The 26,554-nt window shown below is 35.1% G+C and carries 22 protein-coding genes; 2 read left to right on the top strand and 20 right to left on the bottom strand.

Going from position 1 to position 26,554, the window contains the following annotated elements; translation table 11 throughout:
- Window positions 1–278: 278 nt before the first annotated feature.
- The 3 genes from LC457_RS15985 to LC457_RS15995 form a co-directional block, all read right to left on the bottom strand.
- Window positions 279–2,162 (bottom strand): type VI secretion system baseplate subunit TssF, encoded by a 1,884-nt coding sequence (locus tag LC457_RS15985; RefSeq protein WP_223600780.1) that lies wholly within the window; start codon window positions 2,160–2,162, stop codon window positions 279–281.
- A 24-nt stretch (window positions 2,163–2,186) separates the two neighbouring features.
- Entirely contained in the window at window positions 2,187–2,627 is a 441-nt protein-coding gene (locus tag LC457_RS15990; RefSeq protein WP_047374475.1) for a GPW/gp25 family protein, read from the bottom strand.
- A 158-nt stretch (window positions 2,628–2,785) separates the two neighbouring features.
- Window positions 2,786–4,198, bottom strand: a complete 1,413-nt coding sequence (locus LC457_RS15995) for an APC family permease (protein ID WP_223600781.1) — start codon at window positions 4,196–4,198, stop codon at window positions 2,786–2,788.
- Between the two features lie 142 nt (window positions 4,199–4,340).
- Here LC457_RS15995 and LC457_RS16000 point away from each other — a divergent pair, with 142 nt between their 5' ends.
- Complete coding sequence (locus tag LC457_RS16000) at window positions 4,341–4,838, top strand: DUF4920 domain-containing protein (protein ID WP_223600782.1); 498 nt, start codon at window positions 4,341–4,343, stop codon at window positions 4,836–4,838.
- Window positions 4,839–5,026: 188 nt separating this feature from the next.
- On the opposite strand, the gene LC457_RS16005 is transcribed toward LC457_RS16000, so the two are convergent.
- Complete coding sequence (locus LC457_RS16005; RefSeq protein WP_223600783.1) at window positions 5,027–6,136, bottom strand: M14 family zinc carboxypeptidase; 1,110 nt, start codon at window positions 6,134–6,136, stop codon at window positions 5,027–5,029.
- A gap of 960 nt (window positions 6,137–7,096) precedes the next feature.
- Between LC457_RS16005 and LC457_RS16010 the strand changes: the two genes are divergently transcribed.
- Window positions 7,097–7,633, top strand: coding sequence for a helix-turn-helix transcriptional regulator (locus LC457_RS16010; protein ID WP_223600784.1), 537 nt, complete (start codon window positions 7,097–7,099; stop codon window positions 7,631–7,633).
- Between the two features lie 477 nt (window positions 7,634–8,110).
- On the opposite strand, the gene LC457_RS16015 is transcribed toward LC457_RS16010, so the two are convergent.
- The 16 genes from LC457_RS16015 to LC457_RS16090 form a co-directional block, all read right to left on the bottom strand.
- Window positions 8,111–9,277 (bottom strand): proline dehydrogenase family protein, encoded by a 1,167-nt coding sequence (locus LC457_RS16015; protein ID WP_223600785.1) that lies wholly within the window; start codon window positions 9,275–9,277, stop codon window positions 8,111–8,113.
- 63 nt (window positions 9,278–9,340) lie between these two features.
- Window positions 9,341–10,270 carry a UbiA family prenyltransferase gene (locus LC457_RS16020; RefSeq protein WP_223600786.1) on the bottom strand — a complete coding sequence of 310 codons (930 nt, stop codon included), beginning with the start codon at window positions 10,268–10,270 and terminating at the stop codon, window positions 9,341–9,343.
- 10 nt (window positions 10,271–10,280) lie between these two features.
- Window positions 10,281–11,207: a mevalonate kinase gene (locus LC457_RS16025; protein WP_223600787.1), complete on the bottom strand. Its 927-nt coding sequence runs from the start codon at window positions 11,205–11,207 to the stop codon at window positions 10,281–10,283.
- 134 nt (window positions 11,208–11,341) lie between these two features.
- A complete protein-coding gene (locus LC457_RS16030) occupies window positions 11,342–13,420 on the bottom strand; it encodes a M12 family metallo-peptidase (RefSeq protein WP_223600788.1) in 2,079 nt (692 codons plus the stop codon).
- 264 nt (window positions 13,421–13,684) lie between these two features.
- Window positions 13,685–15,175 (bottom strand): MFS transporter, encoded by a 1,491-nt coding sequence (locus tag LC457_RS16035; protein WP_223600789.1) that lies wholly within the window; start codon window positions 15,173–15,175, stop codon window positions 13,685–13,687.
- Between the two features lie 467 nt (window positions 15,176–15,642).
- On the bottom strand, window positions 15,643–16,821 hold the full coding sequence (locus LC457_RS16040) for an acetyl-CoA C-acyltransferase (protein ID WP_223600790.1): 1,179 nt from the start codon (window positions 16,819–16,821) through the stop codon (window positions 15,643–15,645).
- A gap of 56 nt (window positions 16,822–16,877) precedes the next feature.
- On the bottom strand, window positions 16,878–17,288 hold the full coding sequence (locus LC457_RS16045) for a hypothetical protein (protein WP_223600791.1): 411 nt from the start codon (window positions 17,286–17,288) through the stop codon (window positions 16,878–16,880).
- Window positions 17,289–17,290: 2 nt separating this feature from the next.
- Window positions 17,291–17,695, bottom strand: coding sequence for a hypothetical protein (locus LC457_RS16050; RefSeq protein ID WP_223600792.1), 405 nt, complete (start codon window positions 17,693–17,695; stop codon window positions 17,291–17,293).
- A 327-nt stretch (window positions 17,696–18,022) separates the two neighbouring features.
- Window positions 18,023–19,303, bottom strand: coding sequence for an MFS transporter (locus tag LC457_RS16055; protein ID WP_223600793.1), 1,281 nt, complete (start codon window positions 19,301–19,303; stop codon window positions 18,023–18,025).
- A 22-nt stretch (window positions 19,304–19,325) separates the two neighbouring features.
- Window positions 19,326–19,925: a bifunctional nuclease family protein gene (locus LC457_RS16060; protein ID WP_223600794.1), complete on the bottom strand. Its 600-nt coding sequence runs from the start codon at window positions 19,923–19,925 to the stop codon at window positions 19,326–19,328.
- A 189-nt stretch (window positions 19,926–20,114) separates the two neighbouring features.
- The gene (locus LC457_RS16065) at window positions 20,115–21,062 is read right to left on the bottom strand and encodes an electron transfer flavoprotein subunit alpha/FixB family protein (RefSeq protein WP_184554211.1); all 948 of its coding nucleotides are present in this window, start codon (window positions 21,060–21,062) and stop codon (window positions 20,115–20,117) included.
- A 42-nt stretch (window positions 21,063–21,104) separates the two neighbouring features.
- Window positions 21,105–21,851 (bottom strand): electron transfer flavoprotein subunit beta/FixA family protein, encoded by a 747-nt coding sequence (locus LC457_RS16070; RefSeq protein WP_223600795.1) that lies wholly within the window; start codon window positions 21,849–21,851, stop codon window positions 21,105–21,107.
- 197 nt (window positions 21,852–22,048) lie between these two features.
- Complete coding sequence (locus LC457_RS16075; RefSeq protein WP_223600796.1) at window positions 22,049–22,756, bottom strand: SDR family oxidoreductase; 708 nt, start codon at window positions 22,754–22,756, stop codon at window positions 22,049–22,051.
- Window positions 22,757–22,835: 79 nt separating this feature from the next.
- Window positions 22,836–23,759 carry a T9SS type A sorting domain-containing protein gene (locus LC457_RS16080; protein WP_223600797.1) on the bottom strand — a complete coding sequence of 308 codons (924 nt, stop codon included), beginning with the start codon at window positions 23,757–23,759 and terminating at the stop codon, window positions 22,836–22,838.
- 210 nt (window positions 23,760–23,969) lie between these two features.
- Window positions 23,970–24,890: a T9SS type A sorting domain-containing protein gene (locus LC457_RS16085; protein WP_223600798.1), complete on the bottom strand. Its 921-nt coding sequence runs from the start codon at window positions 24,888–24,890 to the stop codon at window positions 23,970–23,972.
- Window positions 24,891–25,100: 210 nt separating this feature from the next.
- Window positions 25,101–26,480 (bottom strand): dipeptidase, encoded by a 1,380-nt coding sequence (locus LC457_RS16090; protein ID WP_223600799.1) that lies wholly within the window; start codon window positions 26,478–26,480, stop codon window positions 25,101–25,103.
- Between the last annotated feature and the right edge of the window lie 74 nt (window positions 26,481–26,554).

Below are 26,554 nucleotides of genomic sequence, written 5' to 3' on the forward strand. Positions count from 1 at the left end.
TCACAACGTGCAAAAATACGAAATTTTATAGACTTTTTTTGAATATTAGAACGATAAAAGTTTTATAAAAAATTCCTAGGTTTTGTTAATAGACTGGATCTTACTTTATTGAATTTTGCTGAATGATTCCATACGTTCCGGATATTATGTTTCGGCTAAAGCCAATCGGAAATCATTTAATAAAAAAACGGGCTAAAGCCCGTTCCTATTGATATCATTCAAAATGCCATACTAATCGGCATTTATATTTTAAACTGATTTTAATTTTCTTTAAAGATTTACATATCCTGGAAATCGACATCTTCATTGTTTATTCTTACCACATATTCAATCCCATCAATGGCTTTGGCGATGATCTGATTTCTTATAATATTAGCCATGTTTTCCCAATAGGCTCTTCCATAGAAAGAATAGTTCTGCGGAATAATTTCTACCTCAACGGTTCTTACAAAACCTTCTTTGGGCTTGTTGCTGATCATGGTTCCTCTTCTTACCCTTACTTCTCTTACCTCATCTTTCAGAATCATACGGCAAAAGTTTTTGACATCTTCTAAAGAAATGATCTTATCTCTTGTCGTAAGTGCATATTTATAAGCCTGAATACTGTCTGTTCCTTTCTGTTCTTCAGCACCACCCAATGTTTCGGTAAGCAATACAACGGTTTGCGACTTCAACTGGTTGGATAGTTCAGTTCCCGGACGCATGTGATTGGCCAAAGTACAATGCGTAACCCAGAAAGAAGCATAGGTATGATCGGTTTTTTCTACCGGTTCCATGATAACATAATTCAGTTCCTGTCTGATATTCCTTTTGGCATTGTTTACTTTCTGTACCATGGTTTTCATTTTATCGGACATTTCGCTGAGAACTCCTTTTACGTTATCTCTGTTCAAAAGGGAAAATGCTGCAATTTCGTCTCTTGTCAATTCAAGAACATTGGCAATCATATCAACTGCATTTCTGCTTGTGAAGCGTTCCATTCCTCCTTTTCTTACAGTGTATAAACCTTTTTTAAGATCATCTGCAGGTGTAAAAGGAATTTCTGTGTACTTTCTTCCATCACCGTCCTGTACCTCATCTACATAAAGAAAATGTTCACCTTCATCAGTTACCAAAGGAATATTATTTCCCATGATATCAAGACTGTATTCTGTTTTTTTCCAACCTCTGTTGTAGATCGGGAAAGCATTCAGTACAAATGAGAAGTTATCCAGGATTTCTGCTGAAAACTGCGGCGGGAATTCAAAAGTAAGCCACAGGAAACTTTTATTATCCAGGAATTTTGTAATTTCTTCTTTTCCTGCTAAGAAATCAAGATTCTGAGGAAGCTGCCCGGGTTCTGAGAACAGGCTTTGAGAAATTCCTGTTACTTCAATAAATTTATGGCGGTAAATGCTTTTAATATCATTAATCACCTTATTTCTGATGGACTGCTCTTTGAACATCTGTTCGTAACCGTCCGTATGATTTTCTGTAAGATAGCTTAATCCTTCTCTTACAAATAAAGGATTTCCATTGCTGGACACTGAAATGTATGGCAATAATTTATATACAAAATCAAGGTGTTCAAAAGCCGGATTAGAACAGAATATGCTCAGGTATTTAGGAAAGTTTTCACTTATATATTTGCTTACATCTACTCCTATTGTGATTTTTCTGTAATCTTCAGGTCTTCCCTGAAATCTTGCAATAGGAATTTTATTAAATCGGTCATCTATGCTGTAGCAGGTATTTCCTACAAACATAACAGACGTATGAACTTTATTGATCCTTACATTTCCTACCGGTGTAAAAGGGATATTCAGCTGCTTATCGGATTCTGATTTTACTGTGGAAGTCATCTGTTTACGGAAGAAAAACTCCGTATGTTCCAATAAAACCTCCGATGAATCATAGGGCTGTGTAAAAGCCACTGAATGAGCAGGAATAGGATGTGTGTAGATGGACGGTGTAAGAAGTTTTGCCAGTTTTTCCAATATACGGGCATTTACCGTCTGTATTTCATTATTCGCTTTAAAAACTTCTGTACTGAATGCATCTATCAACAGTTTTACAAAAGGATCTAAAGACTGCGGACTTCTTAACCCCCATACTTTAGTTGCATTCTGAAGCATTCTTGCTTTTACAGATTCTTTGGAATAAATATTCTGATCTAAATTCATAATTTTCTTTCGCTGTTAAAAATATTAATCAATAGACATCGGGCTTAGAAACAATTCGGTTGAAAAACTGAAACGTTCTCCTGTTTCCTCCATTTTTGCATTGATGGCAATTCTTACTTTCTTTTTAATTTCGGTGTGTTCTTTAGTATCGTAGCTGTGCTCTACAAATTGTATATGGGCATCGATCTGAGGGCTTACAATTCTTGGTTCATATTCCTGGATTTGTCTTCTGAGGCTTTTGACAAAAACGTTTTCCCAGATGGCACTTGTCACTCCATTATCGAATTCAAGGTTCCAAACATCGTTTCCATAGTTTTCATCATATCTGTTCTCCCCTTTTTTGGTGGTAATCAGCAACATAATATTGTGAGCAATACTTTCCCCCATATCGCAGGTATCGATACTTCCACCTTCGGTCATTAAAGTAGACGGTACGAAAGGCATTCGGTAATTTGGTGTATCCATAACTTATAGTTTTTACTTCATGGTCCGCTTATTTAAAAACGGAATACCAAAATACGCATTTTCACCAAATAATTGTTACAATACCTTAAATATTATTCAAAAAGAAGGGCCTTCAAACTGAATTGAAGGCCCTGAATCTATTATATCTTTTATTTTATTTAAGCGTCCGCCTTTTTCCGGTTGATAAAATAATATACCGGAAGTCCCAGCAATACCAGTACAAAGCCCGGCCATGTATACTGCTGTTTGTAAATTAACAGTAAAATACAGAAACATGTTCCTATGATAAGGTAAATAACAGGTGTTACCGGATAAAGCCATGTCTTATAAGGTCTTTCCAGTTCCGGCTGTTTCATTCTTAAATAAATAACTCCAAAAACAGTAATCATATAGAACAGAACGATTACAAAAGAGATCATATCCAATAAATTCCCGTACTGTCCGCTCAGACACAGAATTGAAGCCCAAACTCCCTGCATCCATAAAGCATTTTCAGGAACTTCATTTTTATTGTTTTTAACTGCCGACTTGAAGAACATTCCATCTTTTGCCATCGTCTGAAAAACTCTCGCTCCTGCCAGAATCAATCCGTTATTACATCCAAATGTAGAAATCATTACCAATAAAGCAATGATAATGGTTCCTGCACTTCCAAAAATATTCTGAGATGCAGCAACCGCTACTCTGTCATTGGCTGCAAATGCAATTCCGTCTCTGTCCAGGGCATTCAAGTATACATAGTTGACTGCTATATAAAGGATCATTACAGCAGATGTGCCATAAATCATCGATTTTACTACATTTTTTTTAGGGTTTTCAATTTCACCGGAAACAAAGGTCACACTTTCCCAGGCAACAGAACTGAAAACAGAACCTACCATGGCAGCTGCAATTCCGCCCAATAAAGTCATTCCTCCAATCGGTTCCCAGCATTCTTTAAGGAAATTACCACTCAAATCTTTTTTAAGGTTATTAAAAGAATCTGTTCCCCAGCTGAAGTTTTCTGATAAATGGGAAATATCTACTAATATAAATCCGGCCGCTATTAAGCCTAATAATGCAATGATTTTAGAACCAGTAAAGATATTCTGAAGGATTTTTCCACTCTCTACCCCTCTGGTATTGATATAAGTAAGCAAAACAATAACGGCAATCGCAAGAATCTGTATCCATGTAATTTTAAATTCCCCGCTTTGGAAAATAGGAGCAGCATCGTTAAGTGAAGGAATAAGGTAAGCAGTAAATTTACCAAAAGCCATTGCTACTGCAGCAATCGTTCCGGTTTGTATTACGGTGAACAATCCCCAGCCATAAAGGAACCCCATCCTTTTTCCGAAAATTTCTTTCAGATAGGTATATTGTCCGCCGGCTTTCGGAAAGAGTGCAGAGAGCTCTCCATAACTTATAGCTGCTGCTACGGTCATCACTCCAGTGATAACCCACACCACAATCAGCCAAAACCCTGATCCCAGGTTTCGTGTCATATCAGCACTTACAATAAAGATCCCGCTTCCGATCATAGAACCCATCACCAGCATAATGGCGTCCCATAGTTTCAGTTTTTTTTGCATAGTCAAGTATAGGCGTCAAATATAATCAAATCTGTCTTTGATTTTGAATTTTATTGAAAAATCCTTGAAACAGCTGTTTTTTATCATTTTTAAATCGGTTATGATTCAATATTAATTAGTATTTTTGGTAAAAATATTAAACATGAAATTTAAAGCAATATTATTTGCAGCAGCTTTAACAGCTTCTTCATTAGCATTTGCTCAATCTGGTCCACCGGAAGGAAAAGCTTTGGTTGGTGATACTTATGGAGATCAGGTAGCCCCATCCGCTGAATCTAAAGCGATCACAGTAGATAAATTGAATAAACAGCTTAAAAAAGACAATAAAAAAGTTGAAAATGTAGCTGTTAAAGGAAAAGTAACTGATGTTTGCGATAAAAAAGGATGCTGGCTTACCATTCAGACTGAGGACAATTCTAAGTTTTTTGTAAAAATGAAAGACTATGCTTTCTTTGTTCCTACAGCTTTAAAGGGTAAAAACGTAGTATTGGAAGGTAACGCAGAAAGAAAAGTAACTTCTGTGAATGAGCAGAAACATTATGCTGAAGATGCTAAAAAGCCGCAAGCTGAAATTGATGCGATTACTCAGCCTAAAGAAGAAATCAGATTTGTAGCTAATGGAATTAAAGTGGTTAACTAAACTTTATATTCTGAAATTAAGTTTTGGCTAAAGCCGGATGAATATTTATTTAATGTAAATGAGCTAAAGCCCATTCCTATTGAATATAAATTTTAATATCCCAAGTTTGGAACTTAGTTATAAAAATAAAATCTCCGGCAGCCTTTCAGGGCTGCCGGAGATTTTTTATGAGGTTATTTAAAATTCTTTTAGTCTTCAATTTTAAAATCCACTACAGAATCCAGTTTCGGATATTTGGTAGCAGAAATAAATTTCTTTCCGGTACAGTCTATTTCCAGCCAGCCTTTTCTCTTCTTTACATCTCCGGCCTCCATTACAAAAGGAATGAAAGAGATTTCATCTTTCCCCTCTTCTTTGATCTCTCTGTACTGAACTGCTATATCCAAAATACATTCATGGTCTGTATTCAGTCTTACATTTCTGTAAACGATATCATAATGCGTTTCCTGATTTTCAGGGATATCCAGATAAGTTTCCCAGCCTGTAATATCAGAGTTCAGCTCACTAATTGCCTTTAGTGCATAATAAAGAGCGATAGTATAATATTTTCTCGTTCCTTTTCTGGTATAATCATCTACAAAGTGTCCGCCTTCAAATAAGATCGTAGGCATTCCGGCTTTGATGAAATTATCACCTGTGGAAGTAGGATAAAATTCGTCAGAATATCTTCCGATCTGGTTCGGGATCATCTCCTTCAAGTGGTTGTATACACTTGCAATCACTGCCATGCATTTTTTCCTGTTTTCTGTAACAGTCCGTTCTACATTTTCTGAAGGTGCCAGGAAGGAAAGCGTAGCGGGATGAATACCGTCAGTGGTAAATATGGTCCTTTGCTCATGAAGGTTTAATGCATAATCATATTTCTTTGAAGCGGCAGCATGTTTCAGAAACTTAATCTCTTTACTGGCCTCGTTATGAAAATCTCTGTTCAGATCAATATCAGCAGCATTTAGTCTTGTCCATCTTTCAGATCCATCCGGATTCAGCATGAATATAAAATCAAGCTGTATTTTACTGAACAGTTCCGCTTTCATTTCAGGTGCCTTATCAAGGCTCACTAAAAGATCCAACATCGCATGGGTAGCGTTGGATTCATTTCCGTGCATTTGTGACCAGGCTAGTACCTGAATCTTTCCGGTTCCTATAGTTAACCGATAAATAGGCTTATCCAAATACGATGTTCCGATCTCCTGAATATAATCGCTGAGATTCGTCTGTAGGTAAGAAAATAATTTTTCAGGGGAAATATAGCGATTTGAGAAATCGGGTGTCTGAGAATAGATCTGTTCAAAATTCATCTTGAGAAATAATTTACAAGAATCAAATTTAACCATTTTTAGGCAAAAACTTAAATTAACATTTGTAAAAATAGTAAAAATGCAAAAATTTACATTTGACACATGTTTTTAAAATAATTTACAAGTATTAAATACTGCTGTTTTTATTCAATAAACAATAATTAACATCTGTAATACTATTAAACAGTCTCTAATGACATATTGTCTGTTGATAAAATTGTGGATTGCGAATAATTTAATTCAATATATTTAAAATGCATTGAATCAATAAGTTATAAAGTTTATCTAAATTACATTTAGAATATTACTTGAAGTGTAAGAAAGGCTTTTTTAGCTTCTTTGAGGAGTATTTTATCAAACATAATTATTGTGGAAAACTCTGCCGTTTATATTATTATACAAATGTAAATAGCTCAAAAAATTAGAAATCTTCTCTGGAATTCTAATTAATTTATATTTCTGAGCGTTAATTAACAGACAATAAAAATAGTTGTTTAGAATAGGTTCAATTTTTCTTTAATATGGTGTTATATCGGCTTAAATTAAGGTGTTTACATTAGTAATTTACTACTGTAACACACGTAATATAGCTATTATATCGCTTAAAATGGACATTTATCAGCATCTTGACTCCCGAAGAAGTAATTCGGTCGATTAGTTATGTAAACAGTAAAAAGGATTCATTTTAAGGGACTAAATCACCTTTTAAAATCTAATAATTTACATTTATAAACACTTAATATAAGTAAAATATAGTACTTGAATGCTCATATAGAATTCCCCCCGGAAGATTAATAATATATTAAATACAATTGTAATTTATTTGTAATATACTGATTTAAAATACTTTGTTACCATGTTACAAATGTATATAGATAATAATTTCAATTATTTACATTTGTATTTTGCATTTGTAAATTATATAAGTTACATTTGTAAAATAATTAAAGGTTTATTTTTATGAGTTTAAATGAAAGAATTTCCAAAATTATAGAGTATTCTAATCTTACTCCTTCTGAGTTTGCTGATGAGATTGATGTGCAGCGTTCGTCCATTTCGCATATCACGTCAGGAAGAAACAAACCGTCTCTTGAATTTATCATAAAAATAAAATCCCGTTTCCCGGAACTTCTGTGGGACTGGTTGGTTACGGGTGAAGGTGAGATGCTGAAATCCCAGCTGCCCGAATCAGAAATTAATGAAGAATATACCGAAGAGGAGAAAATAAAAACGACTCCACTACCCGATCTTTTTACGATGATGAATGACGATGATGAATTCGGAAGTGATGAAACAGAGATGGAAGCCTCCACATCAAGTGCTGGAGAATCGTTTATACCAGCCCAGAATAAAGCTCCGGAAAAAATATCCGATTCTCAGCGATTAGAAAATTCCAGTGATCAAATATTAGGACAAATACTTGGTAATCAGACTAATAAGATAAAACGTATTGTTTTGTTCTATGAAAACGGAAAATTTGAGAGCTTTGAGCCTTAAAAATAAAAACCTGATCAAAGAAAATGATCAGGTTAAAAAATATTTGAAGAAGAAAACTAAAGCTATTGCTTTATTTTGTTTTTTGAAATGAGATGGATATCCAGTGATAGAATTTTTATCTTCTTATGATTATCTATCCCACAAATATGTTTTTATAATTTCGGCTGTTTATAAGGATAATACTTTGCTTATGTATTTTGAGAAATTCTGTTACAGAACAGTATCCTGATGGTAAATGAAAACATTTTCATGCATTGGTTTTTTATGGCTCTATCAAATATAAAAATTAAAAATCAAATCAGCAATGAAAATCATATTATTTTAACATATAATTAATGTAAACAATAATTATATCGATTATTATTAATTTGATTAAAAGTCTACTTCTTCAGGGATAACTGAGCTTCTGTATTGAAGTTGATTGCATAAAAAAGCCTGCAAATCTGCAGGCCTGATAGGTATAGTAAAGCAATACTATTATTTCTTTCTTCTTTCCAGTTCTTTTTTGATAAGCCCCAGCTCTCTTCCGGTTTGTCCGGCTACAGAAGTGTTTTCTCTGGCTCTTCTCGTCAGATATGGTACAACATCCTTCACAGGTCCATATGGAAGATATTTAGCCACATTATAGCCTTTATCAGACAGATAGAAGGTAATATTATCACTCATTCCATAAAGCTGCCCGAAATAAACGTGTGGATTGTCAGTGTCCAAAGATTTCGCTTTCATTTTATCCATAATTAGCTCTGAAGAGATTTCGTTATGGGTTCCAAAAAAGGCAGAAACTTTATCCAGATGATTCATAACAAAGTCGATTCCTGCATTGTAGTTCTTATCTGAAGCATCTTTACTTGGCTGGATAGGATCTGCATATCCTTTTTCTACTGCTCTGGCTCTTTCTTTTTCCATATAAGCACCACGAACAATTTTGTACCCAATGAAGTAATTTTTCTCTCTTGCTCTCTGAAGATTAGCTTCCATATATTCCAGTCTTCCTGTTCTGTACATCTGGATGGTATTCCAAACGATAGGTTTTTGCTGGTTATACTTCTCCATCATTTCTTCACAAAGATGGTCTGCTGCATCCTGCATCCAGGTTTCTTCAGCATCTACCATTACTTTTTTATCATTTTCGTGGCAAAGACTGCATACTTCATCAAATCTTTTTACCACTCTTTCCCATTCTTCTTTCTGGCTGGTAGTAAGCTCAGCTCCTTTTCCAACGGCTTCATAAAGATCAATTCTTCCGAAAGCTGTAGGTTTGAATACGATAAAAGGAATGGCCGGATTTCCCACTGAGAATCTAACAATATCCTTAATTTCTTTGCAAACCGCATCAAAAGTTTCTTCATCTTCTTTTCCTTCAATAGAGTAATCGAAGATACTTCCAACTCCTCTTTTGAACAGCTGTTTCACTGCCTTCATACTTTCTTCACGCGTTTCACCACCGCAGAATTGCTCAAATAAGGTATTTTTTACAATCCCGTTAACGAAAGGAAAATTGTTGTGTACTGTAAAATTCAGGATAGATGTTCCAAGGCTTGTAAGAGCGGGCTGTTCAATCATTTTAAACATCCAGTAAGCCTTTCTCAATTGTGCATCAGACTTGTCTGCAAATGCAACTTTAGTATCATTAAAAATGGGCATTCCTATTTATTAAATTTAGTTATGCAAAGGTAATAATAACCTCAGTTTATTTAAAGATTTTTTTTATAATTTATGCTCTATCCCGTTTAAAAGCATTGCAATAATTCCTACAAAAACCCAGAACCGTAATATATTCAAAGTAAAGAAGTTACTTCTCCGGGAATCATTGATAAGAAGATAAATACATAATATCATGATAAAAAGTCCTCCGGCAAAATAATAGGCCATGAACCCGGTAATCCCGGTTTTTGTAATAAGTTTCATAGATACGGCCATAGTAACCATGAGTAAAGACGTCAGAATAAGTTTTGTATTTCTGCTTTTAAAATAATTAGGAATTGTAGTATATCCAAATGTTTTGTCCACACTTCTGGTAAGGGTATCTTTCACAATATCAATGCAAAGTAAAATAAGGAAAAGAAAAACTGCCATCAGGAATACCTTTTTTGAAAAGGTTTCGTAGTACACCATCATTCCAAAGAACGGATATAAGGTAAGACTGACAAAGGTAAGGTTGTTTACAATGAGTATTCTGCTCAATTTGTGACTATAAAACCACATAAAGAACTGATAAACTACAAAAAAAACAAAGACATTATGGGAAATCATCCACGCCACTCCTAAAGAAATAGCGCTGAGTGCGAGATAAGCGTATAGAAAATATTTCTGCTTGATAAAACTCTGAACCCTTGTTCTGAAAGGTTTTACAATATGGTCTTTCTCCAGATCATAAAACTGATTGATAATGCCACCGGCGAGAATGGTTAAAACCGTACAGAAAATAATACCGTGTACTTTGAAATCAAAGACAAATTTTCTGAAAGATTCATCCTGATTGAACAGGAAAAAAGTGGAAACATAAAGGGCAAACGTCAACAGGGCTGCTACAAAAAAACGCGCTCCGAGCAGAAAGCCCACGAATTGTGAAAATCTGTACAGTAAAGATTTTGATATATAATTTTTAGATTGGAAAGTTTCTTTTTCAGAATTCATTCCAACCTATTTAAAATCTGTAAATCACTTCTTTTTGGAAGCCTTCAAGCATTTTTTCTGCTTTTGCATAGTCTTTAGTAAATCCTAAGATATAGCCGCCTCCACCGCTTCCGCAGAGTTTCAGATAATAAGCGTTAGAATCCAGACCTTTTTTCCAGATATTAAAAATACTTTCAGGAATCATTGGACGGAAATGTTCATACGCCCAATGAGAAAGTTTTTTCAGATTTCTGAAGAAAGGATTCATATCTTTTTTAAGGAAAGATTCAATACATGCGTTGTTGTAACGGATAAATTCTTCTTTCAGGGTTTTGCGGAAACCTTCAGCCTTCATTTTTTCAAAGAAAATCTGAATCATAGGACCTGTTTCGCCTGTTATCCCGGAATCAATAAGGAAAATAGCTCCTTTTCCTTCTTCTCCTTCCGGAATATTTACCCTGTCTAAATTTTCTTTATTTTCGATAAGGATTGGCAGATTCATGTAACAGATCAAAGGATCCATTCCTGAACTTTTTCCATGGAAATAGCTTTCCATTTCACCGAAAACAGCTTTTAATTTTTTAAGATTATCTTTTGAGATATTCTCAGGATTGAGTTTGCTGATTGAATATTTTTCAAAAATAGCAGCAACCAAAGCTCCGGAACTTCCCACTCCATATCCCTGAGGAATATTGGAATCAAAGAAAAGTCCGTTAGAAATATCATTTTTGAAGCTCTCGATATCTAATTTAAAATCGTCGGAAAGATCAAGTGCTGTAAGAAATTCAGAATATTTCTGCAGATGCCTGTTGGAGTTCAATTCAAATTCTGAACTCAAATCTGAAAATTTTAAAGTTCCTTTATAGAAGCTGTAGGGTACTACCAGCCCCTGGGAATCTTCAATCATTCCGTATTCTCCAAACAGGATTATTTTTGCATAAAATAAAGGGTTGGTCATATTGACAATAAATCTTTTTGCAAAGTTAAAAATTATTCCGCTGAATATAAGCAAAACTCAGGCCGAATTTTTTCTATATAAATATATGAAAAAAGCCTGATATTATCAGGCTTTTACAAAGTTTTATTTAAAAATTACTGTTTGATCAGCTTTTTATTAATGGTCTGCTTCTCTGTTTCTACAGTAATCACATAGTTCCCTGTCTGAATTGAGGAAAGATTTATTTCCTGTTTATTCCCTTTTAAAGAAGAATCGGAAGCAACCAGCCTTCCTGCTTCATCATAGATTTTATATCCCTTTAATCTTTCTTTTGAAGAGAGAGTTATCATATTTTTGGCAGGATTCGGATAAATATCTATTGAATTATTTTTGATATTGATATCTTCTACTGCTAAGACACTACAAGAGAAGTTCACATTCCAGCCGTTTCCTGTAACGGCTCCATCTGAAACAAATCTTACGGTTATAGCACCTGAAGGATCTGTTGATGTAAACGGACCGGGAACTGTACTTCCAGTCAAATTATTTCCATTGGCGAATAATGGTGAAGCTGTAGAAGGGCCATTATACACATACATAAAATCATAGCCCTGTTCAAGATCGAATGTTGTAAATGTCATTGTCATAGATGAGCCCGGAGTAGGATAAAATGTTTTTACAAGGTCTTCATTATCTTTATACTGCCCGTTGGAACCTCCCGTGTCCAAAAACTGAGTTCCATCACACCATGCTCCGTCCGTCAGAAAAAGTTTTGATAACTGGAATGCATTTGGTCCGCTGCAATCTGTTCCTACACTTAGTCTGTAATAAGATGCCGGTTGTAGATTTGAAAAATTAAAAGACTGTGTATTAACATTTCCTGAAGATACTGCCGCTCCGTTTGCTGTTGTAAGCTTATATTTCCATGCTGTTGAAAGAGCGTCTGTAAAAGTGGCGTTTGCAGAAGTCTGTGTGATATTGTTAATGTTAAAATTCGTGATGGAAGTAGGGCAAGAAGCGGTACAGTTGGTACCAAGGCATCCTTTTGAATCTATTATATTTCTGATCAATGTTCCAGGCTGTACACCAAAACCATTCGCAAAATTAATCCCTACGCTGCTTACCAAATGGCAGTAACTCATAATAGTTCCTCCGCCTGCAGCAGGAAGTGCAGCCGTGCAACCTTCGTTATTTCCTGAAGCAGGTCCGCAGCCATCAATAGCTGTATTATTTCCGTTCCAGAAGCATGCGTGAGTATGCGGTGAACCTAAATTATGCCCAAGTTCATGCGTCATAGCTTCTATATTCCATGAATAGGTTGGCACATTTTGATAGGTGAAATTTGTACCACAATAAGAATATCTGTAATCAGTACATAATGAATTTACATAGGCGATACTTGTTGTAGCGGGGTTTCTTAATAATTGTGCCACATCCCCGTTAAAAGAGGTTCTGGTGGTTCTAAACTGATTCAGAATTGTGCTTGGTGAGCCTGCATAAGGATCAGTGGTTGTCCAAACAAAAACTTCACTTAAAGCCACATTAATATTCTCATTTGCATACAGTGTTGAAACATTATTATGCATAGCAGTTACCCAATTGGTTGTAGTTGTGGTATTACTTCCATTTTGGGTATAAGGGCCGAAACCTGCTTCATAGTACATTCTTACGCAGTTGTCTGTTTTCTTTTTGCTGGTATTATTAGGGTTGAAAACCGGTCTCTGAACCTGATTTTCTTTCAATCCGTCTACATCACAGGCAAATGGATTAGATCCTGTTAATTTAGAATCCGAGTAACTTACAAAATCTTCAGAATTTTTAGCTTTTCCTACAACTATATTTCCTAATTCAGGGGTAGAAGCAACTCCTACAATATCGTTATTGAAGAAACTAAAGGCCACGATAGAAGCATTATCCCCTTTCACAATTCCCTGATAATACACTCCTGGTGTATACTGTACTTCTATCCCTTTATCTGTAACTACTTTAAAATCGTTGGTTAAGATCTGATGTCTGTACATTTCAACAGTGATTTGTCTGCCTCCATCAAAGGGAAAAGAGATTTCAAGAAAATCAGGTTTATCTTGGATTAATCTTTTTAATTCTGCAGGCTTCAAAGACATCACCGTAATATCTGTTGCTGCTTTTTTGTATTCAGCTATTTTATCTGCAGATTTATCTATCTCAAATAAGGCATAGGTTTTAAGTTCTGATTTTCGATTATGAAATTCCAAAACTTTTTGAGCAACAGGTTTTAAATTTTGAGAAAAACAAAGAATAAAACACTGCAAAAAACAAATTAATAGAAGCTTTTTCATGATTTTGATAATTTTTATCGTTTTTTACAAATAAACAAAAAAAATCAAAACATAGTGAAAAAACATAGCTATATACTAGTATTAATGGCAATTCTATAAATAAATCAAATCAATTAATCAAATAAATGTTTTTTATTCTTTAAAATAAAAAAAAGACGTTAAAAATAACGTCTTTCAATTTTATAATGTTTCTCTGTCGGTTCTCATTTTAACCTTCAGGAATCGTATTAAAACCAATCCTGCTGCAAAGAATAGAGTCATGGATAATGCTGCGATACGCATATTATTGAAATACTCGATCAATGTTGCAAAGATGAATGTTCCAATGATGATGGCAATTTTCTCCAATACGTCATAGAAACTGAAATACGTTGTATTTTCCATTGAATTTTCCGGAAGCAGTTTTGAATATGTAGATCTGGACATCGCCTGAAGCCCCCCCATTACCAAACCGACTACTGCAGCTACTCCATAAAACTGATATTCTACTGTTGGACTTTCTTTTTTCAGGAAGTAAGCCCATATACAAGCAGCTATCCATAATATGATTGCAATGGAAATAACATTCCTGTTTCCGATTCTTTTTGATAGTCTTGAGAAAATAATAGCCCCAATAATAGCTTCAATCTGAATTACCAGAAGTGTTCCGATAAGTTTATCCTGAGCCAGATTGATCTCGCTTTTTCCGAATAATGTTGCCATAAGGAAGATCGTCTGCATTCCCACACTGTAAAAGAAGAAACTTGACAAAAAGAACTTCAGGTTTCTGTCTTTGAAAAGATCTCTTCCTACTTTAAAGAGTTCATGAAAACTTTCTTTAGCAATATCTTTATAGAAACTCATATTATCTTTTAATACTTCAAAAAAACCTCCCTGTTCTTCATGTTTTTTGAAAATATTTTTATAGTTCAGTAATACAAGATCTTTAGGAAGTTTATCTTTTACATCTCCAAACTGTGGAAGATGTTTGAATGTATATTGAGAAAAACCAAACCACCAGGCTCCTGTAAGCAAGAAACTGATTCTTGTAAATAATAACTGCTGTGCAGCCCCTTTAGCAAAAACCTGAATCAGCAGCAAGCAGATTACAACTAAAACTACAGACCCAATATATCCGTATACATATCCTCTGGAAGAAAGTGCATCCTGCCTGTCCGGTGTTGCAATATCCGGAAGGAAGGAGTTATAAAACACCAGACTACCCCAAAAGCCGACACTTGCCGTGATACTGAAGAGAAGCCCCAGAAATACGTTATGCATTCCTGTAAACATGGCTAATCCCATACACGATGTAGCTCCTAAATAACAAAAGAACTGTAAGAAGGATTTTTTGTTTCCGATTGTATCTGCCAAGGAAGATAAAAAGGGTGAGAGCAATACAACAATAAGGAAAGATATCGTTAATGAATATCCGTACACCGTATCCGGTTTGTATTCTTCTCCAAAAATTTTGATCATATGTCTTACCGGGACATCAATCCATGTTTTGGTTTCTGCTACGTATTCCTTTTTCTCATACGCTGTGGTAAGTATGGAATAATAAATGGGGAAAATAGTAGAGGTAATAACCAGGGAATACACGGAGTTTGCCCAGTCATATACAGCCCATGCCTTCATAATCTTTGGATTATTCTTTATGTTTTTAGGCTGTCGATTCTCAGTTTCAGACATTTCAAATATATATTAGTAGCACAAAAATAAAAAAACCATTAAGAAATGGATAAGTTTTTAAAAAAATTATCCATTTCTTAATGGTAATACATTCTTAAACAGAATATTAGATATTGATAAATGTATTTTATTATTGGGTTACTATTCTTTTTATGGTGTCAGTTATGAACAAATCGGCTAAAATCAGCATATTTAATATCCTGTGAATCTTAATCATACCTTCATGAAGACTATTTAATATGGTTTAACAGACATACCATAAGATTGTGGAAGCTCTCTTTACCGGTTCTGAACAACTCTGCGGATGTCATCGATACTGTCTGTAGGGTTATGTAACCAGAAGTTTAACTATAATAGCCTAAAGAGTATAGTAATAACCGTAAGAAAACACTCTGTAACCAAAAAAGCGGGGTTATGAAACCCCGCTTTTTTACTTTGAAACCATAAATTATGGCTTTATCTGTATGTTAGATATTTTCAATAACGATAGCAGAAGCTCCGCCACCTCCGTTACAGATTGCTGCTGCACCGTATTTTGCGTTATTTTGCTTCAATACGTTAATCAATGTAACGATGATTCTTGAACCTGAACTTCCCAGTGGATGTCCTAATGCTACAGCTCCTCCGTTTACGTTTACTTTAGCAGCATCTAATCCTAAGATTTTGTTGTTAGCCAAGCCTACTACTGAAAAAGCTTCGTTGAATTCAAAGAAATCAATATCAGAAACTTCTAATCCTGCTTTTTTAAGGGCGATAGGTAATGCTTTTGCCGGAGCAGTTGTAAAGTTTTCAGGCTCGTGTGCTGCATCAGCGTAAGAAACGATTTTCGCAAGAGGCTTCAATCCAAGTTCTTCCATTTTTTCTTTGGAAACCAGGATCAGTGCAGAAGCACCGTCATTCAAAGTAGATGCGTTAGCTGCTGTTACTGTTCCTTCTTCTTTTTTGAATACAGTAGGAAGGGTTGAAATTCTGTCGAAGTTTACTGCTTTGTATTCTTCATCTTCAGCAAAAATTACAGGCTCTCCTTTTCTCTGAGGAATAGAAACCGGTACAATTTCTTCACTGAATTTCCCTTCGCTCCAAGCTTTTGCAGATCTTTTGTAAGATTCTACAGCGAAGTTATCCTGATCTTCTCTTGTGATATTATAGTCTGCTGCACATTTTTCTGCACATACTCCCATATGTACTTTGTTGTATACGTCTGTAAGACCGTCAAGTACCATCCCATCAAGCATTTTGATATCGCCTAACTTTGTAGCCACTCTTGCATTGTAATAGTGAGGAACTAAAGACATATTTTCCATACCTCCGGCAACAATTACTTCTGCATCACCAGCTTTGATTGCCTGAGCAGCCATTGTTACAGCCTTCATTCCTGAAGCACAAACTTTATTAACTGTAGTAGAAGGTGTATTGATTGAAAGACCTGCTCCTAAAGCTACCTGACGAGCCGGCGCCTGGCCTTCTCCTGCCTGCAGAACATTCCCCATATAAATTTCCTGAACAGCATTAGGATCTAAACCAATTTTATCCAGTGCTCCTTTTACAGCAGTTGCTCCCAGTTTTGTAGCCGGAACTGTTGACAAGCTTCCCATAAAACTCCCCATAGGTGTTCTTACTGCGGAAACGATGAATACTTCTTTCATGTATATAATTTTTATTTTTAGCTACGGAACAAAGATTCCGTTTTATTAGGTTGAATTTATTTCACTTTTACATAAACCACATCAAACTGAGTTCCTTCAATTTTAGTATTAACTTTCAGAAGGTTATCCTGAGTTGCTATAATTTTATTATTGAAGACATCTCCTATCTGTATGGGATTATCTTTATCAGATTTCTCCATAATAATTGCTTTGTAGTTGCAGTCATCCACAAAAACCAATGTTGATTTGATATAGTCTTTTCCATTATTGAAATATTCAGTCTGAACATTATCTTTAATGGTCATATGCCATATTCCTTCCGGGTAATTGGGTCTCACAAATTTACCTTCTTTTATATTGGCACATTTAGGCGGATTATCCGGTTTTTTCTGATTTGCAGTCTGCGCGTTAATCTGTGTAGCTGCCATCAAGAAAATTCCTGCGGAAAATATTTTTAAGAAGTTCATCTTTATAGTTGTGTTCGATTATTTACTTTTTTGCTTCCTCCTGCAAAAACCAAAAGGAAAGCTCCTAAAAATTCTACAGCCCAGCCCCATTTCAGCTTAACAATTCCGGCAAAAGTTTCCTGCCATGATTTGAATGGTAAAAAGCTAAAGTATTGCAAAGACTGCATCTTTACAGCGAATAAGGTAAATGCAAATAAAAGGATAAGCAGAATACCAAAAAATCTTACGATTTTTACGCTGTTATTAACAATTCCAAAAACTGCACATGCGGCAAATATCCAGCATGCAATAACCAGATAATGATCAAGTTTCCAATAGTTCCAGTTCCCAATAACAGGCACGTGTACCAAGGGTAAAAAACTGCCTGCTACTACTAACAGTAATCCTAATAACTGAATATTTTTCATATTTACTAAAGTGCCAAAATACAAAAAAAAACACACTTTTAAATAGTGTGTTTTAAAAATAGGATTTCTTTACCCGAACACTTGTTAGTTATAAAAAAGCCTTAATATTATTATTTATTACACAAAGAAAAAGGTTATTTATTGTTAAATTAAAAATTAACATTTACGATCTTTATCCCGATCTGAAGTCCATATTTTTTCTTCATCAAAGACTTGTCATGGAAATTGGATGTAAAGTCTTTCCGGAAAGCAACATTCCGGTCTTAAAATAAAAAAATTGCATTTTTTAAAAAATGCAATTTAATATCTTAAGAATGTTAGTTTTAATTAATGTTTTACTGATGAAACATCTTCTGGGTTGTGTTTGTGTTTAAAAATAACTGCAAATAATACTGCAACCACTAAAGCGTATCCTGCAAAAATATACCATGACATTTCCCATCCTTTAAGCTGTAACAAAGGATCAGTTTGAGAAAATACATAATGATTCACAACTTCCTGCGCTAACAGCATCCCAATTGTTGCTCCAAAACCATTGGTCATCATCATAAACACTCCTTGTGCACTGGACCTTATACTTTTATCTGTTTCTTTATCTACAAAAAGAGAACCGGATACATTGAAAAAATCAAATGCAATACCATATACGATCATAGACAAAATAAACATCCAGACTCCATTTCCAGGATTTCCCAGTCCAAATAAACCAAATCTCAAAACCCATGCAAACATAGCCATTAGCATTACTTTTTTAATTCCAAATCTCTTTAAGAAGAATGGGATCAATAAAATACATGCTGTTTCAGACACTTGAGACAAAGAAATTAAAGCATTTGCGTGATTAGCACCCCAAGTATCTTTAAAGGATGGAATATCTTTAAAGCTAGTTATAAAAGGATTTGCATAACCATTGGTGATCTGAAGGGAAACTCCTAATAGCATAGAAAAGATAAAGAATGTTGCCATTTTTTTATCTTTAAATAAACTAAAAGCCTTTAATCCTAAAGCATCATATAAGCTTCTTTTTTCATCGCTTTTGTTAACGGGGCATTCAGGTAAAGTAAATGAATATAGGAATAAGATAATTCCTAAAACACCTGAAACAAAAAACTGCGAATAATTATTCTGATAACTTGTAAAGTCTACAAATAACATTGCACAGATAAACCCAATAGTTCCGAAAGTACGAATTGGAGGGAAAGCCTTGATGGTATCAAAATTATTATTAACAAGAACCGTGTAGGCTACAGAGTTTGACAATGCAATAGAAGGCATATAAAACATCACACTCAAGCTATACAAAGCAAATAATTTGGAAAATTCAATGTTATTTCCAGCTGACATCCCATAATATCCTGCAGCAAGTAAAAATACCGCAGCAAGTAAATGACAGATTCCAAGGAGTCTTTGTGCCTGGATCCATCGATCTGCAATAATTCCCATAATTGCAGGCATAAAAATAGAAACAATTCCCTGCATTGCATAGAAAAGACCTATTTTGGAGCCTAGTCCTATAGAACCTAAATAATTTCCCATAGAAGTTAGATAAGCTCCCCAAACTGCAAACTGAAGAAAATTCAGGACAGTCAGTCGTAATTTTAAATTCATAGTTTATATAAAAAGTATCTCTTTAGTCAATTGTCTTTTTCCTTCTCTTGATTTCTTCCTGGATTTCAAGAGCAGTATCATAGTCTTCTTCTTTAACGGCATCCTCCAGTAATTTCTGAAGTTCTTCCATAGAAAGAGATTTTAAGTTGTCTTTTGTCTGTACAGTTTCTGAGAAAGATTGGTCTTCTTTGGCAACATCTTCGAGTTCTAATAAGATCCCGGCTTCATTCAGAACCTGCTGTGTGGTAAATATCGGCGCATCAAATCTTACCGCCATTGCAACAGCATCTGAAGTTCTGGCATCAAGGATTAATTCTTCGTCGTTCACTTTATTTTTAAAGTTGATATTGGAGAAGAATACTCCGTCTACAATCTGATAAATGATCACAGAGATCAGTTCATAGTTGGCAGAGACTATAAATTTTGTAAATAAATCATGAGTAAGAGGACGCGGCGGATGAATATCTTTTTCCAATCCGAGAGAGATAGACTGGGCTTCGAAATTTCCTATAACAACAGGTAATTTTATGTGTGTTTCTTCATGCTCCAGTAACAATGCGTACGCCCCTGATTGTGTCTGGCTGTACGATATTCCGCGAATAATTAGCTGCTTATAATCCATAGCTACAAATATAGATTAATTTTTCATTGTGATTTTACTTTTTTACGCAAAAATAAAAGCCCGGAAAGCCGAGCTTTTATCTGTATTGTTGATGATTGTCAAACGTCAATAGTGAATTTTGCTTCGCGAGTGAATTATTTAATTAAAAATTGACGGGCAAAGCGAATTGACTATTCACAATTCACTTTCTTATCCTTTTATTGCTTTAATTTTCTCTGTTAATGCAGGAATAATCTGGAAAGCATCTCCTACTACTCCGTAATCAGCAGACTTGAAGAATGGTGCTTCAGGATCGCTGTTGATTACTACGATAGTTTTTGAAGAGTTTACACCGGCAAGGTGCTGAATTGCCCCTGAAATCCCTACAGCAATGTAAAGATTCGGAGAAATAGCTTTACCTGTTTGCCCTACGTGTTCTGTGTGAGGTCTCCATCCGATATCAGAAACCGGTTTAGAACATGCTGTAGCTGCTCCTAAAACGTTTGCTAAATCTTCAATCATTCCCCAGTTTTCAGGTCCTTTCATCCCTCTACCAGCAGAAACAACAACTTCTGCTTCTTTAAGATCTAATTTTCCTGAGCTCTGCTCGTGAGAGATCACTTTAGTATCTTCATTAGCTACTGATAAATTTTTCACTTCTTCTGAACCTGATACTGCATTTTCTTTAACACCGAAAGCGTTTTGAGAAACCGTAACAATTACTCCGTTTCCTTCAGCTTTTGCATGCATAAAACCTTTTCCTGAGAATGCTCTTCTCTTTACCTGGAAAGGAGAAAGGCTTTCAGGAGCTTCCAAAGCGTTAGTAATTAAAGAATAGTTCTTCATTACAGCAAGCATCGGAGCAATTGAAGAAGCATCAGTTGTGTGAGGGAAAACGATAATGTTTCCGTCTGCTACTTCACTTACAGCCTGTGCGAACGCTTTTGCTGAGAAGTTTTTAAGACCTTCGTCTTTAATATTGATGACGTTTGATGCTCCATATTTGTATAATAAATCTGAAGAATCTGTTGGGTTTACAGAGATTGCCGTAACGGTATCTCCAGCTTTATCAGCAACAGCTTTAGCGTAAGAAACTGCTTCAAAAGCTGCTTTTTTGTAAACTCCGTTTATATTTTCTGCGTATACGAATACTGCCATTGTTTTACATTTAAAAATTAAAAAGATTGAAAAATTTAAAGATTAGATTACTTTCGCTTCTTCGTGAAGTAATCTTACCAATTCATCCAGATTGTCAGGAGAAACCATTTTCACAGCTGCTCTTGGCGGAACGCTGTCATAAGATACTCCCTGAACTTTTACTTCTGAAGAAGTAGGCTCTACTACCTGTAGAGGTTTTGTTCTTGCAGACATAATTCCTCTCATATTCGGGATGATAAGGTCTTTTTCATCTACCAATCCTTTCTGACCTGCAATGATAGCCGGTAATTTCACAGAAATAGTTTCTTTTCCTCCTTCAATTTCTCTTACTGCAGTAGCTTCACTTCCGTTTACATCTAATCCTACTGAAGCGTTTACGAAAGGCTGATTCAATAGCTGAGCCACCATTCCCGGAACAGAACCCCCGTTATAGTCGATAGATTCTTTTCCGCAAAGGATAAGGTCATATCCTCCGTTTTGAGCTACAACTGCAATTTCTTTTGCTGTAGAATAGCTGTCTTTAGGATCAAGATTTACTCTTACAGCATCATTAGCACCAATTGCTAACGCTTTTCTGATTACAGGTTCTGTAGCAGCATCTCCTACGTTGATTACTGTTACTGTTGCTCCCTGAGATTCCTGAAGTTTAACCGCTTTTGTCAACGCAAATTCGTCTAACGGGTTGATTACCCACTGAATTCCGTTTTTGTCGAAAGCAGATTTATCTGCTGTAAAGTTAATTTTGGAAGTAGTATCCGGAACACTACTAATGCAAACTAATATTTTCATATGTTGTTCTTAATTTTTTATTGGTCATATGTAACCTTAAGGTTTCACGTGTACTATTTTATTTTTTCCCTTTGATGCATAAAATCATAACAGTTTATGCAGAGATTTTGTTTGAATTAATTTTTGCTAATATAAATAAAAAATATATTATGCATGCATAATACTTATTAAATTATTATTCAATACATTAGATGTAGTTACTTGGTTGGTTTTGTTGCCCTAAACTCTATTTTACTTGGCAAAACCCTTGGGTTCATCTTTAAAATATCCAATATGAGATTCCCCATATCTTCGGGCTGAATCTTCCAACTGTCTTTTTCAGACGGAATGTTTCCATTAAAATGAGTTGCCACCGAACCCGGCATAATCACTGTAGACTTGATATTATATTTCCTTAAATCGATCATTGCAGCCTGTGTAAAACCTACCACTCCGAATTTTGAGGCATTGTATCCTGTTCCGTTTTCAAAGAAGTTAGCACCTGCGAGACTTGAGATGGTAATATAGTAACCTTCTGTCTTTTTCAGTTCTTCTACGGATGCTTTTAAGGTATAGAAAACACCCGTAAGATTGGTTTCTATCATATCATTCCATTCTTCCGCAGTGAGTTCATCTACGGGTTTAAAAATACCTAATCCTGCATTAGCAATGATATAATCCAGTCTTCCAAACTTTTCAACAGTATATTTAACTGCTTCCTGCTCGCTTTCCAGGCTTCTTACGTCAGAAACAATTCCCAAAACATTTTCTGAATATTGTTTAAGTTCTTCTTCCGCCTTCATGACATCTTCTCGTTTTCTTCCTGAAAATGCTACTGAGATTCCATTTTCAAGTAAAATTTTAGCAATTCCGAAACCAATTCCTTTGGTTCCTCCTGTTATATAAGCTGTTTTATTCTCTGTCATTGATTCCCGATTTTAATTCTCTAAAATAACAAAAACGCTCCAATTGGAGCGTTTTACTGATACTAAGATTTATCAGGATTTATTTTTTTATAAATTTCTCTGTGAAGTTTCTTCCTTCCGTCTCTACATTCAGTAAATAGGCTCCGGAAGATAAGTTTCTTACATTCACCTGATCACCGTTTAAGGTTACATCTACTCTTTTTCCTGACATATCATATACTTCAACATGTTTTATCTTGTTAGCAGTTGTAATTTTTATTACTTCAGTAGCAGGATTTGGATAAATGGATAGTTTCACATCGTTTTTAACAGCATCTCTTGTAGATAGTGATGCTTCATTATTGATTTTGATGTTATCGATATAGGCAGAACCTCCATAATTATCATGTACAAAATCCATTCTGTTGATATTATTATTACTGAACGGTTGTCCTGTATAGATCAGAGCATCATTCAGGAAATATTGAATTCCTGTGGCCGTAGAAACTATTTTTACTCTGTACCAGGTATTGGCATTCCAGGTTTGGTTTGTATTTACCAAATTACCAGATCCTGCTGTAGCAATTAAAATACTTCCATCATAAGAAAAATCAATATAAGTAACAATTCCTCCAGCTCCTGTTGTACTCACTGTTCTGAACACAAAATCTGAGCTTGATGAACTTTTTTGCGTAAGTCTTACGTCAAATGATTGTGTAAAGCTATTATAGGTTAATGGTGTAGTAAAGGTATAGAAACCACCCATTACAGGGCTTTGTTGTGGTCCATAAGGTAAATCTGGTGTTATTTTTAAACTATTTGAACCCTGGCTTGCCATTTCAGCTGAAACCAATTGGCTTGTCAAATATACTGGTGGGGTCCCTCCATCATTTGTAGTAATCCAACCCTGCTGCCCATTAATATTCCCTGTTGTATATCCTTCACTGGCTTCAAAAGAGATAGTCTGCTGGGCATAAGATGATATGGAAATCAACGAAATTGCGAAAATGTAAAGTTTCTTCATGATATTTTTTAGTTTTGAGCAAATATATGTATTTTAATCAAAAAGACAAAATCAGCGAATATTTTAAACCTAATCAATAATTAACATAATATATTTTAACTTAAACAAATAAAGATATTAAACCTAAAGAAAAGCATCATTTCAAAAAAATCATCCATAAATACAGTCGCAGGCTAGAAAGAATACAGGTTTTCAGAATCAATTAATAATTTATCTGATGATTACTTTTTCTGTAAAATTCCTTCCTTCAGTTTTGATATTAACCATATATACACCTGCAGAAAGCCCTCTTACATCTATTCTGCTATTGTTCTTTTCAGTTTTTATCAGCTTTCCTGACTCGTCATAGATTTCAATACTTTTTATTGTACTAAGAGAATTAATATGGATAAAATCAGTTGCAGGATTAGGGTAAACTGATATTTCTTTGGTGGTAACTCTAGAATCTTTAATCCCTAAAACCAATAGTTCACTATTTACTTTAATATTATCAATATAGGCTGATCCCAGGGCATTATTATGCACAAAACGCAGCTGGTCTATATTCACTGAACTTGTGGCAGTTCCTGTATAAATAAGAATATTATTGAGGTAATACCTGACATCTGTGGCAGTTCCTATGACTTTTACTCTATACCAGATATTAGGCAGCCAGTTTGAAGATATTGAAATCAAATCCTGTATACCGGATACTGTATTCAGGATCTTGAACAATCCGGTTTTATCAAAATCCAATCTCACTACAGGCTGATCATCAACGCTATTTACTCCCTGAAAACCAAAATCAGAGCCGTTGAGCTGCGATATATTGATATCAAATGATACGGAAAAGTTGTTGTAAGCAAGAGGTGCCGGCAGGTTATAAAAGCCTCCGATAATAGGATCAGACTGGGTTCCGTAGGTGGCTTCTTTTACAATTTTGAGGGAACTGCTTCCGTCGCTGGCTTTATCTACACTGATGGTCTGATGGGTTACATTTGCAGGAACTCCTCCTGTGGGAGTACTGATCCATCCTGCCTGGCCATGGATATCACCAACGTTGAATCCTTCATTGAACTCAAAGGATATAGTCTGTTGTGCAAAAACGCAGGCTGAAAATAGCAAAAACGCAATTGAGTAGTATTTTTTCATAGTAAATCAAGTTTTGTATTAAAAATATAAACTTTCCTCGAATGGTGAAATAACTTATTGCAAATAAAAAATAACGCTTTTATTCTCAGTGAATTTAATTTTCAAATCTATTAAAAACGTCTTTCCACAAAGATAAAACAGCTCAATCAGGAGCAAAAAAATAAGGTATCTCTTTCCAGAAATACCTTACCTTATCTTATTTTCGTTGAATTACTTTGAATAATTTTCAAAGAACAACGGAATACTTTCAATTCCTTTATAGAAATTAAATAATCCATAATGTTCGTTTGGAGAGTGGATCGCATCAGAATCCAACCCGAAGCCCATCAATACAGACTTAGCTCCTAAAACCTGCTCAAACATCGCTGTAATTGGAATACTCCCTCCTCCTCTGTATGGAAGAACTTCTTTTCCGAATGCGGATTCCATCGCCTGTTTTGCAGCTGCAAATTCTTTGGTATTGGTTGGTAAAACATAAGGCATTCCTCCATGGTGAGGCGTTACTTTAATTTTTACTGTATCCGGAGCAATTTTTTCAAAATATTTCGTGAATTTTTCCGTGATTTCCTGAGGAGTCTGGTAAGGAACCAAACGCATTGAAATTTTAGCAAAAGCTTTGGAAGGAATTACGGTTTTTGCGCCTTCTCCTGTATAACCACCCCAGATTCCGTTGCAGTCTAAAGTAGGACGGATAGATGTTCTTTCTAAAGTTGTATATCCTTTTTCTCCTTCTATATTACTTAATCCAATTGATTTTTTGAATTCTTCAGGATTGTCTTTCAATTTGTTCATATCTGCTCTGTCTGCATCTGAAACCGTTTCTACATTATCATAGAACCCGTCAATTGTAATATGACCGTTTTCATCAATCAGATTAGCGATCATTCTTGAAAGAACGTGAATAGGGTTTGGAACTGCCCCACCGTAAAGACCTGAGTGCAAATCTCTGTTTGGACCTTCCACTTCTACTTCTACATAGCTTAAACCTCTCAATCCTGTTGTAACCGTTGGCTGTTCATTACTGTAAATATGAGTATCGGAAATTAAGATACAATCGCAAGTTAACTTCTCTTTATTTTCATTCACCCAGTCTCCTAAGCTTACAGAACCTACTTCTTCTTCTCCTTCTAAGATAAATTTAACGTTACAAGGAAGAGCATTGGTTTTCATCATAGCTTCAAAAGCTTTCAGATGCATGAAGAACTGTCCTTTGTCATCCGCAGAACCTCTTGCAAAAATGGCTCCATCAGGGTGTAATTCCGTTTTTTCAATATAAGGTTCAAAAGGTGGTTTTGTCCATAATTCTAATGGATCTGCCGGCTGAACATCATAATGTCCATACACCAATACTGTAGGTAAACTTTTATCTAAAATTTTCTCTCCGAAAACAATTGGATAGCCTTTAGTCTGGCAAACTTCAACATTATCAGCTCCTGCATTTTTAAGGTGCGCCGCCACTACATCTGCACATTTCAAAACGTCATCTTTATACGCCGGATCTGCAGAAATAGAAGGAATTCTCAATAACTCAAATAATTCATCCACGAAACGCTGTTTGTTTTCGTTAATGTAATTTAATGTCTCTTGCATTGTAAAAATTTATTTTGTTAAAATTAAAAAAAATGCCCGGCAGGAACAAACAAAAAAACAGGATTTTCCCAACC

Source organism: Chryseobacterium sp. GVT01B (assembly GCF_019970045.1).
GTDB lineage: Bacteria > Bacteroidota > Bacteroidia > Flavobacteriales > Weeksellaceae > Chryseobacterium.